Here is a 17,072-nt window from a genome sequence, read left to right as displayed (position 1 = left end):
AGGCGGATTTTTTATAAAATTAACTCTGCAGAATAATTAATTTGAGGCTCTTCTAATAAGAGCAGGTTCAATTCATTTTTTGAATTAAACCCACTTATTTTTTCTCTGTACTGATTTGCAATATTAAGATCCTCAATTTCAATTTTTCTATATTTACTTATTTTTAGAAACTCATCGTTCAAATCAATTCCTAGAAATCTCCTATTAGACAAATTAGCAGCAATACCAGTAGTTGAACTTCCTGTAAAAGGATCTAAAATCCAAGCATTAGGTTTCGTAGAAGCTAAAATTACTCTAGTGAGTACAGATAAAGGCTTTTGAGTTGGATGTTTACCACAAGACTTTTCCCATCTTGCAATTGCTGGTAGTTTCCATACATCTTTCATTTGCTTATTTCCATTCAAATGCTTCATCAATTCATAATTAAAATAATGTGGAACTTTTTCATTTTTACGAGCCCAAATTATTTGTTCAGTTGAGTGAGTAAAATATCTACATGAAAAGTTAGGAGGAGGGTTATTTTTTTCCCAAGTAACTATATTAAGTATTTTAAAATTTAATTCGATAAGAATTTGCCCTATTGAAAATATATTATGCATTGTACCGCTTATCCAAATAGTTGCATCTTCTTTCATTTTGTCTCGCACAAGAGCAAGCCATTTTCTGTTAAAATTATTAATATAATCAAATCCATGTGATTTATCCCAATCTCCTTTATTAACACTTACGATTTTACCATTTTGTATAGATAATCCATTATTAGATAAAAAATAAGGAGGATCTGCAAAAATCATATCAAATTTATGCTCGAACTCTGGCAATATTGACATTGAATCCCCTTCAAGTAAATAAAAATTCTTATCATCTGATTTATAAAAAGGTATGAGCATTATGACTGGTAGCTATCGAGTACACCATGATAATATCCTAAAGAGTATGCTGCGTGAGGGCTTCTATGTCTTCGTTGTCCCTTTTGGCTTTCCTCAATATTATCAAGGATGCTTTCTAAATTAATATTTTCTGCTCGCAATAAACCATATTTGTAACCTGCTTCATATGCACAAGAGGCACATTTATGTCTACCTACTCCACCTTGGTCTATAGGTAATTCCTCTACAATTGTATCAGTATGTGAGTGTTCTTTTTTACAAGCCATTATATTGTGGTATTTCTTTTAAAACTCCATTTTTTAACATTTCTAAATTTAATAAAAAATCTGTTTTATCGAAATATTCCCTCAATGGTTTTAAAGCAGTCTTCCAACCTGCCCCGTCAGTTATCCAAATAAAAAATATATTTTGAGCATTCCATGTTTCATGCATTTTTACATATTCCGTCGCAGTAGATTTTAGTTTAGAACCTCCACCTCCATAAAAATTACACTCAATAAAATAAAGCTGACCATTTTTATTTATAGCAAAATCTAATTGTCTCGATGATTTATCAACTTGGATTTCTATACCCCATGTATCTTTTATTTTTGATGTAGTTGCTTGAGGTATGTAGGCTATATCCATCTCTTCACAAGTTTCTTGAACATATTTTTCTACAATTGCCTCCATTAACGATCCTCCTCTATTCTTCCTCCCATTACTATCGAGACCAACCTCTACACCCAAAACGTAATCAACAAAGTTAGTAACATGCTTACTTTTAATTAAATCTGCTAAACCCGAATGAATAAAAAATTCCGTAAGATCAATACAGATCTCATCGGTTATTTCACAATTAAAATTATATTTTTTATATATGAAATCCGAAGTATCAATTAAAACATCAACCGATAACTCCCTAATAGCTATCAATACTGGAAATGTCTTAACAATTTTTGGATATTCTTTTATTAAGTTAAAAACCTCTGTTTCTATATCATCCTTACCTATAAGAAAATTTAATAGATGTAGTTCTTTTTCAATAGGAGCTATATTAGCTAAAACTTTTTTCCAATTAACAAAATAATCCCATTGAGTAATTTTTTCTTTAAAAGTGTTTGTTATACTTTCAAACAAATCATCTTCATTTTGAATATTAAGCAATTGACAAAGCTTGTTCATTATTATAATTAGTTATTAGTAGTTCTGTGAGCCTGCCTCTTTTTGCTGGATTTGCGTTAATGGTTCTTCTGGCACTTACTCGAGAAATATTAAATTCACAATAAATATCGTCAAAAAAATTGTCATTTACCTCATTATTTCTAACGTCCGAATTACTAAGCATCCAATAATGATCTAATGAATCAAGCTTTCTACAAAAATCTCTCAATCGAATTTGTTCATAATCTCCAAATTCTTCTTTAGCATAAGAGTTAAAACTAGATGTATTACTCAACGGCTTGTATGGGGGATCAAAATAAAAGAAAGCAGGTCTCTCTACATATTGCAAAATAGTTTGATAATCTCCTGTAAATATTTCAACTCTTTGCAATGCTTTACTTACATTTAATATATTATTCTCATCACAAATCATTGGCTTCTTGTAACTACCAATAGGCACATTAAACTGATTGTTTCTATTTACACGATATAAACCGTTGAAACAACTCCTATTTAAAAATATAAATAGCGCTGCTTGGATGATATTATCTTCTGAACGAATATTAAATAGCGTTCTTTTTTCAATATAATATTCCTTCTTTTTTAAATCGTTTGTTGACAACTCATGGTATTCTGCCTGAAAAATTTTCAAGATAGAAATCAACTCCGAAGGATATGATGCTATTACTCTGTATACATTAGTTAAATCTGGATTAATATCATTAATTATAGCCCTCTCAATTTTAGGAAAATTATTAAGCACCGAAAACAAGACTGCTCCACTGCCAACAAAAGGCTCAATATAACTAAACTTCTGATTTAAAAAGCCTTTGGGCAAATTATCATGAATAGTATTTAGTAATTGTGTTTTCCCTCCAGCCCATTTCAAAAAGGGTTTTGCCAATTTAGTTGTCATATATTAGTTTTAAATAAACATACTTTAAAAATAGCTTTCTGCATTGAAAGTATCAACCTTTATGAGTAATATTATTAACAAAAAAACTCCCAATCTTTCAATTGGGAGTTTTTACCACTATATAAACTAAAAATTATTAAGCTTTTACTTCCTCGCCCCTGCTTGCAGCAGCAATAAGGTTAAGTGCCGAACCTGCCACAAACCAACCTATTTGGCTTTCATTGTAGCTATGGTTAGCTATAATAGTATCTTTAGATCCGTCATCATGAACTACCTCAATAGTTATCTGCCTGTCAGGTGCAAACTCTTTAAGGTCGGTAAAGTTAAATGTATCATTTTCCTGTATTTTGTCATAATCCGCCTCATTAGCAAATGTAAGCGCAAGCATACCCTGCTTTTTAAGGTTGGTTTCATGAATACGTGCAAACGATTTTACAATAACAACTTTAACTCCCAAATGCCTTGGCTCCATAGCAGCATGCTCGCGGCTTGAACCTTCGCCATAGTTATGGTCGCCCACAACAACGGTAGGTATTCCTGCTGCTTTATAAGCACGCTGTACTGCCGGCACAGCATCATATTCACCTGTTAACTGGTTTTTAACCAGGTTTGTTTTCATGTTAAAGGCATTTACCGCGCCAATAAGCATATTGTTGGAAATATTATCAAGATGCCCGCGGAAACGCAGCCAGGGGCCTGCCATTGAAATATGGTCGGTAGTACATTTACCAAATGCTTTAATAAGCAGCTTAGCACCCATTATATTATCGCCATTCCATGGATCAAACGGTGCTAAAAGCTGTAAACGTTCTGATTCAGGGCTTACTTTTACCTGGACTTTAGAACCGTCTTCAGCCGGTGCCTGATAGCCTGGGTCATCAACTGCAAAACCTTTCGGAGGCAATTCATGGCCTGTCGGCTCATCCAGCATTACTTCCTCACCTTCTTCATTAATAAGTTTGTCTGTTAAAGGGTTAAAACCTAAATCTCCTGCAATGGCAAGTGCCGTTACAAGCTCAGGCGAACCTACAAATGCCAGTGTATTAGGGTTACCGTCTGCACGCTTGGAAAAGTTCCTGTTAAACGAGTGTACAATAGTATTACGCTCTTCTTTTTCAGCACCTTCCCTGTCCCACATACCAATACATGGGCCGCATGCATTTGCAAACACAGTTGCGCCTATTTTATCAAATGTATCAATAAAGCCGTCGCGCTCTATAGTATAACGCACCTGTTCAGAACCAGGGGTAATGGTAAACTTAGCCTTAGGCTTAAGCTTTTTATCGGCTGCCTGCTGTGCAATAGATACAGAACGTGATATATCTTCGTAAGAAGAGTTAGTACAAGAACCTATAAGGCCCACCTGTACATTTAAAGGCCAGTCATTTTTAGTGGCTTCTTCCCTCATTTTAGATATTGGCGTAGCCAAATCGGGAGTGAAAGGCCCATTAAGGTGCGGCTCAAGCTCAGAAAGATTTATTTCAATAACCTGGTCAAAATATTTTTCAGGGCTTTCATAAACCTCTTTATCAGCAGTAAGGTAGTCAGCCATTTTAGCAGCTTCATCAGCTACATCGGCCCTGTTGGTAGCACGAAGGTAACGGTCCATAGACTCATCATACCCGAAAGTAGATGTTGTTGCCCCTACCTCTGCACCCATGTTACATATTGTGCCTTTACCTGTACATGACATAGCCCTTGCACCTTCACCAAAATATTCAATAATAGCACCCGTACCACCTTTTACGGTAAGTATGCCGGCTACTTTAAGTATAACGTCTTTAGGGGCAGTCCAGCCACTTAGCTTTCCTGTAAGTTTAACCCCAATCAGTTTAGGAAATTTAAGTTCCCATGCCATACCGCTCATAACATCTACAGCGTCGGCACCACCCACACCAATGGCAACCATACCAAGTCCGCCCGCATTAACAGTGTGAGAGTCAGTACCTATCATCATACCGCCCGGAAATGCATAGTTTTCAAGCACTACCTGGTGAATAATACCTGCTCCCGGTTTCCAGAAGCCTATACCATATTTATTTGAAATTGAAGAAAGGAAATCAAATACTTCATTACTTTGTTCCTTTGCCCTTTTTAAATCGGTTTTAGCATCAATTTTGGCCTGTATAAGGTGGTCGCAGTGCACAGTTGTAGGCACAGCAACTTTATCTTTACCTGCATGCATAAACTGCAGCAGTGCCATTTGAGCCGTTGCATCCTGGCAGGCCACCCTGTCCGGGGCAAAATCTACATAGTCCTTCCCTCTTGTAAAAGCCTGGGATGGAGTGCCCTCCCATAAGTGTGAATATAAAATCTTTTCGGAAAGTGTAAGCGGACGGCCAACAAGTTCCCGTGCTTTATCCACACGCCCGGCCATATTGGCATACACCTTTTTGATCATTTCAATATCAAAAGCCATAGTAAGTAATTTTTGTTCATTTGTTTAAAAAGTCTGTAAATTTACTAATTCTTAAATCAATTAAAAAATTTTTAGCGTTTCTTTAGTTTAATGGAAATATTATTTGGAAACATTCTATTTTGATGAATAAAATGTAATTTATTTAAGATATGAAACGTTTTTTTTAGGAATTATCAAAATATGAAATTTATATTGATGATTTATAAATAAATCTATTAAAAACAAAAAACACTGTAAAGCTTTATTTACAGTGTTTTTTGTTTTAATGCCGATTATCACTTAAAAAGTAACCGTCAGTTCATTTTCATTATATATAGTTTTTGCCCTGGCATATTTATATACCATTGCAAATGCCATTAAAAAGCCAAAAATAAATATACCTCCGGCCATGCCTAAAAAGCTTAAAGCACCGGTTGTAACTTCTTCATACTTATAAAAATCTGAAAGTACTGCAAGGATCATGTAAGCTGAGATTAATCCGAGAGTAACACCATATACAAGGCCCAAAACCCTATGCTTATAAAATAATTGCAGGAATAAAAGCCAGGTAAATAAAATAGCAATATAATTGATATGACCTGATGTGGTATAGTTATCAATTATCCAAAAAATTCCAAGCCCGATAAAAAACACTTCGGGCAATAGCTTAATCAATTTTCTCATTGTAGTTTTTAGTTGTAAGGTAAAAATATAACTAAAAAATAATCTATTTATTATTTAGTACATAATTTTATCAACTATTTAATAACAATAAAGAAATATATTACCCAATAAGCAAATAAAAAAGCTGTTAATTAAAACAGCTTTTTTATTATTTCTTCTTCACTGATACCTTCAGCATCAGCTTTGTAATTTTTAATAATGCGGTGCCTTAAAATCCCCGTGGCAACTGCCTGTACGTCTTCTATATCCGGCGAATACTTTCCATTAAGCGCTGCATGGGTCTTGGCTGCCAGGACAAGGCTTTGCGAAGCTCTGGGCCCTGCGCCCCAATCAAGGTAAGTGTTTACAAATTCATTTGCGAGCCCGCTGCCCGGCCTGGTTTTGCCCACAAGCGTAACGGCATATTCAATTACATTATCAGGAACAGGTATCCTGCGTATTAACTGCTGGAAGTCTATAATTTCCTGTGCAGTAAAAAGCGGGGTTATAGTAGCCGAAGTATCTGTAGTGGTACTTTTAACCACCTGCACTTCTTCGGCAAATGTGGGATATTCCAGTTTTATGGCAAACATAAAGCGGTCAAGCTGGGCCTCCGGTAACGGGTAAGTACCCTCCTGCTCTATGGGGTTTTGTGTAGCCAGTACAAAATAAGGCAATGAAAGCTTATGGTGGTGCCCTGCTATGGTTACCGCCTTTTCCTGCATGGCTTCAAGCAGTGCAGCCTGTGTTTTAGGCGGTGTACGGTTTATCTCATCCGCAAGGATAATATTAGAGAAGATAGGCCCTTTAATAAATTTAAACTGGCGGTTTTCATCCAATATCTCGCTGCCCAATATATCAGACGGCATTAAATCGGGTGTAAACTGGATTCTTTTAAAATCAAGCCCCAATGCCTGCGAAATTGTATTTACCATAAGTGTTTTAGCCAAACCGGGTACTCCTACAAGCAGGGCATGCCCACCTGAAAAAATGCTGAGTACAATCTGGTTTATTACTTCCTCCTGGCCTACAATAACTTTTGCTATCTCCTGCTTAAGCATTTTTTGCTTCTGCACTAAATTCTGTATGGCTGCTACGTCTGACATAGTATAGGTTTATAGTTAATTAAGAATGAAGCTGTCAAACTTAATAAATAATATTTTAGCAGGTTATTTTTTAACCCAGTTATTGGCAAACTCACAATCGCGGTATTCACCATTAACTTTTATATAGGTTTCCTTTATTTTTTCATCACTCCATTTACCTATAGCTTTTAGCTGCTTTTCTTTAAGAGCAAGGTCTTTAATTTTAGTATAATCCTTGGCATAATCGGCAACGTGCTCATCATAACGGTTTAAAACAGTCATGATTTTGTAGCGCTGCCCTGATGCGGCATCTTCCTCATATATAGGTAATGAAATCTCGTTATCTTTAAGGTCGGCTATATCATTATAAAGTGTTGGATCCATCTTTGTAAGTTCAAACCTTGTTTCCAGCGTACGCGGGTTTAATAAAAGCCCTCCGCTGTTACGGGTTTCCTTTTCATCAGATTCTGAACGCGCTGCATCTTCAAAAGATATTTCACCGGCTATTATCCTGTTCCTTATCTGTTCAATTTTTTCCTTTGCAGCCTTTAATGCCTCCGGCGTTACTTTTGGCTTCATTAATATATGCCTTACATCAAGCTCCTGCCCCCTTATTTTTTCTACGTAAATAATATGAAATCCATATTCCGTTTCAAAAGGTTCAGATATTTGTCCTTCATCCGTGCTGAAAGCCGCTTCCTTAAACTCCTTAACCAGCATAGACTTCCTATTCATTTTAATAAAACCACCCCTTGATAGTGTTCCCTTATCTTCAGAATATAATACTGCCTTACTGTAAAAGCTTGCACCATCCTGAACTTCCTTTTTAATCTGCTTTAGTTTGTCAATTACCTTTTGCTTTTCTTCCTGTGAAACTTCAGGCGTTATAACAATCTGGGCAACTTCCATCTCTGCACCAAAAACCGGAAGCTCATCTTTTTTGATATTGGCAAAAAACTGTCTTACCTCTTCGGGGGTTATTTCCACCTCATCAACAATTTTCTTTTGCATCTGCTCTATAAGCTTATTGGTTTTGATAATCTCATAGAGGTCAGTTTTAAAAGCCTCAAGATTTTTTTTCTTGAAATAAGCAACCATTTTATCTACAGAACCCAAACGCTCTACAAAATTATCTATCTGCCTGTCCAGGTAGTCATTTATCTCGGCATCACTTACTATAATACTATCCTGTATAGCCTGGTGCGCATATAGCTTATCTTCCATCAGCTTGCCCAGCATCTGGCAGCGGCTTATGTCCTTAACAGGTATGTTTTGGGCCTGGTACTCCCTGTACATCATGTCAACGTCAGAATCCAGAACAACATAATCGCCCACTACAGCTACAACACCATCTACTTTAATCCTGCCTTTTTTGGCAGTTGGCTTAACACTGTCTTTAGCAGATTCCTGGTCTTTAATTATTTCCTGCGCCTGCAGGGTTAAAGTACCGGCAAAAAACAATGCAGCCATAAAGGCAATACCTTTATTTATAAATTTCATATTTCCTGTTTTTAATCGCATCATCCGTTATCTCTTTTTCAAATTTCTTTATTAACTCCAGCTTCCTGTTATTTATTATAAGCTGCGTAAGTGTTGGCTTTATCAGTTCAAATGGTGAAACCTGGTTTTTTTCCAGCACCTTCTTTATTTTAACAATATAAACATTTGTAGAGTCAGGGTACTGATAGGATATGCCACTGCTCACATACTTGTCAAAATTCTCGGGTGTTATAAAGGGCAGCTTCCTGTACACCTCATTAACATCTACCCAGGTTGTATCATTAAACGCATAGCTTTTAAACTGTATGGCTATATTGTTTAATGATTTTACATCTGCCTTCCTGCCGCTTAAAAATTTACTTTTAATTGCTGCAAATTTAGGATAATCTTTATCAAGGCGTATATATTTTAATTTTACCAGCGGGCTTGTAGTCCTGAAGTTGTCTTTATTGGCGGTATAATATGCCTTCAGCTCTTCTTCTGTTACCAGTGTATCCACACTCCGCTTTACAATTTCCTCTATATAAGCCGATGTATATAAATCAACCTTATACTGCCGTATCAGGTTATTAAACTCTTCCTGTTTCTCCTTATTAAGGTTAATCTCAGCAGCATCATACAAAAGCTTTTGCGAAGCCCAATGGTCAATATAGCTTTTTACTATGGCAATACTGTCTTCTTTAGGTGTACCAGCAGGCACAAGGTTTTGTAGATCTTCATTATATAAATAAGAATTATTTACCCTGGCCACCGCTTTGGTGTCGGTTTCATTACCTGTATTGTTACATGATAACAGTAGAGCTGCACCCAATAGCAGCAATGCCCCTTTAAACATTACTGGTTCAGTTGTTTTTTAACATGGGCCAAAACATCCTTGTCCACCTGTATGGTAAACTCTTTTTTGAGTTCGCCAACCCAGTTGCTTTCAAGATATTGCTGATAGTCATTAACAACCCTGCCTTTACTCTCCTCAAAGGTTTTTGGCCCGGCAGGCATTACCTCATTTACTTTAACCACATAATAATAATCGCCTTCCTTAACTACATCCGAAATACCTTCCTTCCATTTATCCAGCTTCGGCAACGCCTCACTCTCTTTTTCAAAAACGCCGCTTTTTTCCATAACATGGACTTTATTATCCACATTTAGTTCTTTCTTAATATATTCAGCATCTTTACCCTTCTTAAGATATTTCTTGGCTTTTTTAATTACATCTTCTTTTGTTGAAGAAAATACATCGGCATTAATCCTTTCATTCCACTGATATTTATTTTTATTTGCTTCAAAAAAGTTTTTCAGCCCAATGGTATCCGTTTTTGCCTTTTCCCATATTTCTTTCTCCATCAGGTCAAAAAGCAATAATCCGTCACGGTATTCCTCCATTACTGCAGCAAATTCAGGGAATTCGTTTTCAAGGTTTTCATTATAATACACATTAAGCTGTTCATAAGTAAAACGCTCAAATAGCACGTCAGCAAGCCTGCTTAAGGGCTTAACTGTAAAACCTGCCCTTTGCTGGCTGTTTACATAAGACAGAAAATCTTTAACCGTTAGTTTTTTATCGTTGTTGATAGTCAGGACAACCTGGTTCATTAGGGCTTCGTTTACCGGAAGCTCCCATGTTTGTGCATATAGCTTATCATTAAACTGTTTTGCAGCCGCCGCAAAAGCTTTAGCATTTTTAGTTACAGTATATTTCTTTTTTAGCTTATCTGTCATTGATTCAGCAATAAGCCTTGAGCGCTCATCCCGCCTTATCCTGTTTTCAATTTCATCCTTTACATCTGCAAAAGGTTTAACCGGCTCCTTTTTAACCAGCTTTACAATATGCCAGCCAAATTGTGTTTCAAAAGGTTTTGAGTAATCCCCCGGCTGGTTGAGTGCAAAAGCCTCATCTTCAAACTCAACAGATGTAAGCTCTCCCGAACTGAAAGTATTGAGAAGACCTCCATTTCCCGAAGTTGATTTATCATCAGAGAACTGTTTGGCAAGGCTTGCAAAATCTTCGCCCTGCTGCAGCTTCCTGTAAATATCCTCAATAGTAGATTTTGCTTTTGCGTTCTCTTCTTCTTTTTCGCTTTTAGGTTTTACTATCATTATGTGGGCTACGGTAATATCGCCCCTGTTATCCCTTATATCATTTACTTTTATAAGGTGGTAGCCAAAACGCGACTTTACAGGTTTGGAAACCTGCCCTTTCGGCGTATTGTATGCGCCTGTTTCAAAAGGATAAACCATCCTGAACGTTGAAAAATAGCCTAAATCGCCATTATTTTCCTTTGCGGAAGGATCTTCTGAATACTGGGCTGCCAATTTGCCAAAATCTTCTCCGGCTAATGCTTTTTTACGCACCTCCATGGCCTTATTATAGGCTTTAAGAGTATCTGCCGGCGAAGCGTTTTCATCAACAATAAATAAAATATGGGATGCTTTTATTTCCTTAAGCGAGCGACTGTATGCCTCATCAATAAGCCCTTGGGTAACTTTAGTATCGGTAAGGTAGTTCTTGGCAAGCTGCGTGCGGTATGACTTTAATTCAGCCTGGTATTTTTTGCCTTCCTGAAGCCCCAGCTTGTTGGCTTTATTAACCTTTAGCTTATATCCTATAAATAAATCAAGGTAGTTATCAAGGTCTTTTTGCGAGTCGTCTTTTACAAGGTCAAGGTTTTTATTATATACCCTTATAAATTCATCTGTATAATACGGCTTACCGTCAATAGTGAATAATACTTCTTTTTTTGTACTGTTTTGTGAAAAAGAAACCGCCGTAATGAACAAGGATAAACCTAAAAGAACTTTTTTGAGTTTCATTATTTTATAGTTTGTAATACTTAATGTTGTTTACTAAACGCAGGTATTACACAAAAATTATACCCTGCTTTTTTGCAATCAACAAAAATAGTAATTCAGCAACACTAAACAATAAATTACCCTTATTATGTTTTAAAAACGTATAGTTACTCTATTTCAGGGTGTTTATAAAGCTATTTACGCACAATTATAAATTCAGACCTCCTGTTTTTAAGATGCTCCTCTTCAGTACAATCTGCCCCGTTTCCACAATTATTTATAAGCCTGCTTTCCCCATAACCCTTAACGCTTTCAATACGTTGTGAATTAATATCTTTTGAAAGTATATAATTATAGGTAGCCTGTGCGCGGTTCTCTGAAAGTGTGCGGTTATAATCATCATTCCCCCTTGAATCCGTATGCGATTCTATTTTTATAACAACATCAGGAAAGTTTTCAAGCACATAAACCACCTTGTTAAGTTCTGCAGCAGCCTGCTCATTTATATTGTATTTATCAAATTCAAAATAAATAGGATTAATGGCAACATTCTCTATGCCATTTTCCCGAACCACCAAATCATTATAACTGTCAAGCCAGAAATCAACATCTTTTGTTTCACCGCTATTATTTGGGATAATAATTTCCTGCTGTTGCCTAGTGTGCCCCTGTTTAGCTGCGGCAACAGAGATATCCTGGCTGCAGTCAAGTGTTATTTTATAAGTGCCGTCAGGCAGGGTCAATGCAGTGGCAATTTCACTACCGATAGTATCCTTAACGGTAATAGTTACACCTACTACAGGGAGTTTTGTTTTCTTATACCTGACAGTGCCCGTAATAGTATAATTGCATTTTTCCGGTTGTTTGGTAAAATAATAAATATCATCATCCCCTTTTCCGCCATCTCTGTTAGAGGAAAAGTAGCCGAATGTCTTTTCATGGTTAATAATAAAGGAAAAATCATCTTTACTACTGTTTATCGGCTTTCCTAAGTTTTGAGGTATGGAAAAGTTATTATTCTCCTCTATACTGCTTTCAAAAACATCAAGCCCGCCATATCCATAATGGCCGTTTGACGAAAAATATAGTGTATTACCCATTATAAAAGGGAACATTTCTTTACCGGGCGTATTGATTTCAGAGCCGAGGTTAATGGGCTTGCCATAGGTATTATCGCCTGTTATCTCCACTTTGTATATATCAGTTTCACCATACCCGCCTGGCCTATCAGAGGTAAAATAAAGCCACCTGCCATCGGCTGATAAGGCAGGGTGCCCGTTGGAAGAGTTTATTTCATTAAAAGGAAGCCTCGGCATCTCTGTAAACCCATCATTTTTAATAACCCCCTTAACTATTTCTATATTATTAGTCCCGTTGGCAGCATCGTCCCTGCCACCATAGCGCTTTACCCTGTTTGCAGTAAAATATACGGTTGAAAGGTCAGTCGAAAATGTAAGCGTGGCATTATGGAATTTAGTTTGTGCCTTGGGCATAAAACGGCTTTTATTATATAAATTGCCATTTGCTGTATCCCTGTCAGCTATAAACATTTCAAGGAAAGGCTGCCCATTCCATGAGTATAGCTTTTTCCCTATACTGTCACCCGCAGATGAGTAAACTATTTTATCGCCATAAAAAGCTGTGCCAAAATCGGCCTTGGATGTATTGGCATCAATATTATATACACTATAAGCAGAAATAGTTGTATTAAGGCTGTCAGCATGCAGTTTTTGCTTCTTATATATTTCCAGCCATTTACTGTTACTTTTACGCAGGTAAGCCTCCATAAGTTTATCTGCTTTTGCATACTGCCCGGCTATACGAAGCAGGCTGATATAACGGTAAAAATGTACTTCATTAAACTCACTGCTCTTTAGCTTATCATACCACTTTAATGCTTTTTCTGCTTCATTTAAATAATAATAGGTATCAGCTATCCTTTGCATTGTCCGGTAAGAGGGTGTGCTGTCTTCTTCAAGATAATCTTCATAAGCCCTTGCGGCCTCCATATAGGCATATTCATTAAAAAGCTTATCTGCCTTTTTCAACTTTTGCTGTGACAAAGCTGAAAAGCAGCATAATAAGGTTAGTAAGAATATACTTTTTTTCATGGCTTCATTTAAAAAAATCGTGGTGATTTCATGCGCGTTGTTTTGGGCTGTAAGCTGAATTTTAATATAAACTCATGCGAGCCGTTATTGTATTTATTAAGCTCTGTAACCGAATAATCGTAGGAATAGCCGGCAAAAATACTGTTTGTTATCTGGAAGCCGGCTAGGGCACTCACCGAATCATCCCAACGGTAGGAAACGCCCAATGTAACTTTTTCCTGCAAAAGGAAATTAGCTGAAAAATCGGCAGTTACCGGTGCGCCCGATACAAGTTTTGCCAACACCGCAGGCTTAAATTTAATATTGTCTGTTATAGTAAAAACATAACCGCCAATAATATAATAATGCAGCCTGTCGGCAACAGTGGCTTCCTCAATATCATCATACCGCTCTGAACGTATAAAATTGGGAATGGAAAATCCTGCGTAACATTTATCAGTATAATAATAAATACCACTTCCCAAACTTGCCCTTATCCTGCTGTTTATATTATCATTAAGCAAAGGGTCGCCTTCCTGGTAAAATTTTCCCCTTGACCAGTCAATACTCAAAACCCTGGCTCCCATTTTTAACCCAAATGCCAGTTTGGAAGTATATCCAAGTGGAATTATATAAGAAAAGTTTCCGTCAACATAAAACTCGTCAGAAGGGCCAATCCTGTCATTTACGGCACTAAGCCCTACTCCTATCCTTTCACCAAAAATAGGCGTGTGTATTGAAAAGGCCTGTGTCCTGGGTGCACCATCAATACCAACCCACTGTGTGCGGTGCAGCAAAACAGCATCGGGGCTGCCTGCCGTGCCGGTATAGCCGGGATTTACCGTAAGTGTATTATACATATACTGGGTATATTGCGGTTCCTGTTGTGTATATGCCTTTAAAGGAAGGCATATATAAACAGGAAACAATACAGCCAGCATCCTGGTAAAAATTTTCATGGCATTGCTTTACTCAATTGCTGTAAGTGTAAAAATAGTATTTTCAGCAATATCAGCTATGATAATGCATTAGTTTTTAAATTACAGGCACTTCAGGCTTAAGTTATATATTTAATATTGCCCTAAATCCAATCATAAAAGTTATTTTTGCACGGTTTTTAATAAAACACAAATAATCAATGAGTTTTAAGCAGGAAATAGAAAAAAGGCGCACGTTTGGCATTATATCGCACCCCGATGCAGGTAAAACCACATTAACCGAAAAGCTTTTGCTTTTTGGTGGTGCCATACAGGAAGCAGGAGCCGTAAAGAGCAATAAAATAAAAAAAGGGGCAACAAGCGACTTCATGGAGATTGAGAGGCAAAGGGGTATCTCGGTTGCCACGTCAGTGCTTGCCTTTAACTATAAGGACAAAAAAATAAACATACTCGACACGCCCGGTCACAAGGATTTTGCCGAAGATACTTTCCGCACTCTTACTGCGGTTGACAGTGTGATTGTGGTAATTGACGTAGCAAAGGGTGTTGAAGAGCAGACCGAAAAACTGGTTGAGGTTTGCCGTATGCGAAATATACCTATGCTGGTTTTCATCAACAAGCTGGACCGTGAGGGTAAGGATGCTTTTGACCTTATGGATGAGGTAGAGCAAAAACTGGGGCTGCATGTAACACCTTTAAGCTTTCCTATAGGAATGGGTTATGATTTTCAGGGTATTTACAATATCTGGGAAAAGAATATAAATCTGTTTAGTGGCGACAGCCGAAAAAATATTGAGGAAACCATAGCTTTTGATGATATAGCATCGCCGGAGCTTGAAAAAATAATCGGTGTAAAGCCTGCTGAAAAGCTTCGTGAGGAACTGGAGCTTATAAGCGAGGTGTATCCGGCATTTAACAGGCAGGAGTACCTTGAAGGAAAATTGCAGCCGGTGTTTTTCGGCTCAGCATTGAACAATTTTGGGGTGCGTGAGCTTTTGGACTGTTTTATTGAAATTGCCCCTACCCCAAGGCCAAAAGACTCGGACACACGTACAGTACAACCTGACGAAAATAAATTTTCAGGTTTTGTATTCAAGATACATGCCAACATGGATCCCAAGCACCGCGACAGGCTTGCTTTTGTCAAAATAGTGTCGGGTAAATTTGAAAGAAACAAACCTTACCTGCACGTGCGCCTGGGCAAAAACCTGAAGTTTTCCAGCCCGAATGCTTTTTTTGCAGAGAAGAAAGAAATTGTGGATGTATCTTATCCCGGCGATATTGTTGGGCTTCACGATACAGGGAATTTTAAAATAGGTGATACCCTTACCGAAGGTGAAACTATGAGCTTTAAAGGGATACCGAGTTTTTCGCCTGAGCATTTCCGTTACATAAATAATGCTGACCCAATGAAGGCCAAGCAGCTTGAAAAGGGTATTGACCAGCTTATGGACGAGGGCGTGGCGCAGTTATTTACGCTTGAAATGAATAACCGTAAGGTAATTGGTACAGTTGGCGCACTGCAATATGAGGTAATACAATACAGGCTGGAGCATGAATATGGGGCAAAATGCTCGTATGAAAATTTTCCTGCCTATAAAGCCTGCTGGGTAAAGCCTGATGACCCTAAAAATGAGGAATTTTCAGAATTCAGGAGGATTAAGCAGAAGTTTCTTGCGAAAGACAAATACGGCCAACTGGTATTTTTGGCAGACTCAGCCTTTTCCATACAAATGACAGAGCAAAAATACCCAAGTGTAAAGCTTTATTACACTTCTGAATTTGATTAGTATTTTCACTATATTAAAAAGCCTCCCATTAGGGAGGCTTCTTTTTTTGAATATGTAAATTAAATTAATCCTTTACGATTTTTATTGTTCTTTCACCTTTACCTGATGTAACCCTTAAAAGGTAAGTGCCTGCCTGCAGGTGCGATAAATCAACTTTACAATCTGTAGCGTTTACCTGCTTATCGGCAACAACCTGCCCAAGCATATTAAATACTGAAACGGTATTTATTTCACCTGCAAAAGAAAGATTAAGTTCATTCTTCACAGGATTGGGATAAAATTGCAGTTGTGATAATGTAAAAACATCAGTTGCCATAATTTCACTTACCGTAACAGCAAGGAAATCACTTATACACTCTCCCTCAACCTGTGCTGCATAGTATGTAGCCTGGTCAACAAGAGGTGTTGTATCAGCAAGCATTATTGTAAGCGCTTCGTCTTCATACCAAGCAACATTAGTTCCTGCTACTTCAAGGTCAGCAAGGGTTTCTCCTGCCGTAAACTGTTGCGTTTCGCTACCTGTAGGAGCGTCCGGCACAGCGTTTACGGTTACCTCAACGGCAGCTCTTGTGCTTTCACAAGTCCCAACTAGCTGTGCTACATAATACGTACCTGTGGTAAGTACCGTATCATCCGCTAATGCCTCTGTGCTGGTTTCGTCGGCATACCAAAGTACATCTTCAATATCGGCCTCCAGTTCACCTACCGTACCATTACCGCAAAATACCTGTGCAGCAGCTACCGGAGCAACAGGCAGTTCATTTACAGTTACCTCAACGGCAGCTCTTGGACTTTCACAAGTTCCAACTATCTGTGCTACATAATATGTACCTGTGGTAAGTACCGTATCATCCGCTAATGCCTCTGTG

14 protein-coding genes are annotated in these 17,072 nt (G+C 37.6%); 1 reads left to right on the top strand and 13 read right to left on the bottom strand.

Going from position 1 to position 17,072, the window contains the following annotated elements:
• Window positions 1-11 precede the first annotated feature (11 nt).
• The 12 genes from GSF09_RS11500 to GSF09_RS11445 form a co-directional block, all read right to left on the bottom strand.
• Entirely contained in the window at window positions 12-890 is an 879-nt protein-coding gene (locus GSF09_RS11500; RefSeq protein ID WP_159801546.1) for a site-specific DNA-methyltransferase, read from the bottom strand.
• Window positions 890-1,156, bottom strand: a complete 267-nt coding sequence (locus GSF09_RS11495; protein WP_159801544.1) for a hypothetical protein — start codon at window positions 1,154-1,156, stop codon at window positions 890-892. The genes GSF09_RS11500 and GSF09_RS11495 overlap by 1 nt, the downstream gene beginning before the upstream one ends.
• Window positions 1,146-2,054: a type II restriction endonuclease gene (locus tag GSF09_RS11490; RefSeq protein ID WP_159801542.1), complete on the bottom strand. Its 909-nt coding sequence runs from the start codon at window positions 2,052-2,054 to the stop codon at window positions 1,146-1,148. The genes GSF09_RS11495 and GSF09_RS11490 overlap by 11 nt, the downstream gene beginning before the upstream one ends.
• The gene (locus GSF09_RS11485) at window positions 2,029-2,949 is read right to left on the bottom strand and encodes a DNA adenine methylase (protein WP_159801540.1); all 921 of its coding nucleotides are present in this window, start codon (window positions 2,947-2,949) and stop codon (window positions 2,029-2,031) included. The genes GSF09_RS11490 and GSF09_RS11485 overlap by 26 nt, the downstream gene beginning before the upstream one ends.
• A gap of 136 nt (window positions 2,950-3,085) precedes the next feature.
• On the bottom strand, window positions 3,086-5,368 hold the full coding sequence (locus GSF09_RS11480) for an aconitate hydratase (RefSeq protein WP_159801538.1): 2,283 nt from the start codon (window positions 5,366-5,368) through the stop codon (window positions 3,086-3,088).
• Between the two features lie 279 nt (window positions 5,369-5,647).
• Entirely contained in the window at window positions 5,648-6,031 is a 384-nt protein-coding gene (locus GSF09_RS11475; protein WP_159801536.1) for a hypothetical protein, read from the bottom strand.
• Between the two features lie 131 nt (window positions 6,032-6,162).
• Window positions 6,163-7,116 carry a MoxR family ATPase gene (locus GSF09_RS11470; RefSeq protein WP_159801534.1) on the bottom strand — a complete coding sequence of 318 codons (954 nt, stop codon included), beginning with the start codon at window positions 7,114-7,116 and terminating at the stop codon, window positions 6,163-6,165.
• Window positions 7,117-7,179: 63 nt separating this feature from the next.
• A complete protein-coding gene (locus GSF09_RS11465; RefSeq protein WP_159801532.1) occupies window positions 7,180-8,595 on the bottom strand; it encodes a peptidylprolyl isomerase in 1,416 nt (471 codons plus the stop codon).
• Window positions 8,579-9,430, bottom strand: coding sequence for a peptidyl-prolyl cis-trans isomerase (locus GSF09_RS11460; RefSeq protein WP_159801529.1), 852 nt, complete (start codon window positions 9,428-9,430; stop codon window positions 8,579-8,581). Before GSF09_RS11460 ends, GSF09_RS11465 begins: the two co-directional genes overlap by 17 nt.
• The gene (locus GSF09_RS11455; protein WP_159801527.1) at window positions 9,430-11,406 is read right to left on the bottom strand and encodes a peptidylprolyl isomerase; all 1,977 of its coding nucleotides are present in this window, start codon (window positions 11,404-11,406) and stop codon (window positions 9,430-9,432) included. Before GSF09_RS11455 ends, GSF09_RS11460 begins: the two co-directional genes overlap by 1 nt.
• 173 nt (window positions 11,407-11,579) lie before the next feature.
• Window positions 11,580-13,496 (bottom strand): OmpA family protein, encoded by a 1,917-nt coding sequence (locus GSF09_RS11450; RefSeq protein ID WP_159801525.1) that lies wholly within the window; start codon window positions 13,494-13,496, stop codon window positions 11,580-11,582.
• Between the two features lie 8 nt (window positions 13,497-13,504).
• Entirely contained in the window at window positions 13,505-14,434 is a 930-nt protein-coding gene (locus GSF09_RS11445; protein ID WP_159801523.1) for a type IX secretion system membrane protein PorP/SprF, read from the bottom strand.
• A gap of 179 nt (window positions 14,435-14,613) precedes the next feature.
• On the opposite strand from GSF09_RS11445, the gene GSF09_RS11440 reads away from it, so the two are divergent.
• A complete protein-coding gene (locus GSF09_RS11440; protein ID WP_159801521.1) occupies window positions 14,614-16,203 on the top strand; it encodes a peptide chain release factor 3 in 1,590 nt (529 codons plus the stop codon).
• Between the two features lie 64 nt (window positions 16,204-16,267).
• Here GSF09_RS11440 and GSF09_RS11435 read toward each other — a convergent pair.
• A partial coding sequence (locus tag GSF09_RS11435) for a T9SS type A sorting domain-containing protein (RefSeq protein WP_159801519.1) occupies window positions 16,268-17,072 on the bottom strand: 805 nt, incomplete at its 5' end.

This window comes from Flavobacterium sp. MK4S-17 (assembly GCF_009848495.1).
GTDB lineage: Bacteria > Bacteroidota > Bacteroidia > Flavobacteriales > Flavobacteriaceae > Flavobacterium.
This window is presented reverse-complemented; position numbering and strand designations above follow the sequence as displayed.

Coding starts and splice junctions, on each gene's coding strand:
- GSF09_RS11450 (WP_159801525.1), bottom strand. CDS start 13,496: ATGAAAAAAAGTATATTCTTACTAACCTTATTATGCTGCTTTTCAGCT.
- GSF09_RS11465 (WP_159801532.1), bottom strand. CDS start 8,595: ATGAAATTTATAAATAAAGGTATTGCCTTTATGGCTGCATTGTTTTTT.
- GSF09_RS11440 (WP_159801521.1), top strand. CDS start 14,614: ATGAGTTTTAAGCAGGAAATAGAAAAAAGGCGCACGTTTGGCATTATA.
- GSF09_RS11455 (WP_159801527.1), bottom strand. CDS start 11,406: ATGAAACTCAAAAAAGTTCTTTTAGGTTTATCCTTGTTCATTACGGCG.
- GSF09_RS11490 (WP_159801542.1), bottom strand. CDS start 2,054: ATGAACAAGCTTTGTCAATTGCTTAATATTCAAAATGAAGATGATTTG.
- GSF09_RS11485 (WP_159801540.1), bottom strand. CDS start 2,949: ATGACAACTAAATTGGCAAAACCCTTTTTGAAATGGGCTGGAGGGAAA.
- GSF09_RS11445 (WP_159801523.1), bottom strand. CDS start 14,434: ATGAAAATTTTTACCAGGATGCTGGCTGTATTGTTTCCTGTTTATATA.
- GSF09_RS11475 (WP_159801536.1), bottom strand. CDS start 6,031: ATGAGAAAATTGATTAAGCTATTGCCCGAAGTGTTTTTTATCGGGCTT.
- GSF09_RS11470 (WP_159801534.1), bottom strand. CDS start 7,116: ATGTCAGACGTAGCAGCCATACAGAATTTAGTGCAGAAGCAAAAAATG.
- GSF09_RS11480 (WP_159801538.1), bottom strand. CDS start 5,368: ATGGCTTTTGATATTGAAATGATCAAAAAGGTGTATGCCAATATGGCC.
- GSF09_RS11495 (WP_159801544.1), bottom strand. CDS start 1,156: ATGGCTTGTAAAAAAGAACACTCACATACTGATACAATTGTAGAGGAA.
- GSF09_RS11500 (WP_159801546.1), bottom strand. CDS start 890: ATGCTCATACCTTTTTATAAATCAGATGATAAGAATTTTTATTTACTT.
- GSF09_RS11460 (WP_159801529.1), bottom strand. CDS start 9,430: ATGTTTAAAGGGGCATTGCTGCTATTGGGTGCAGCTCTACTGTTATCA.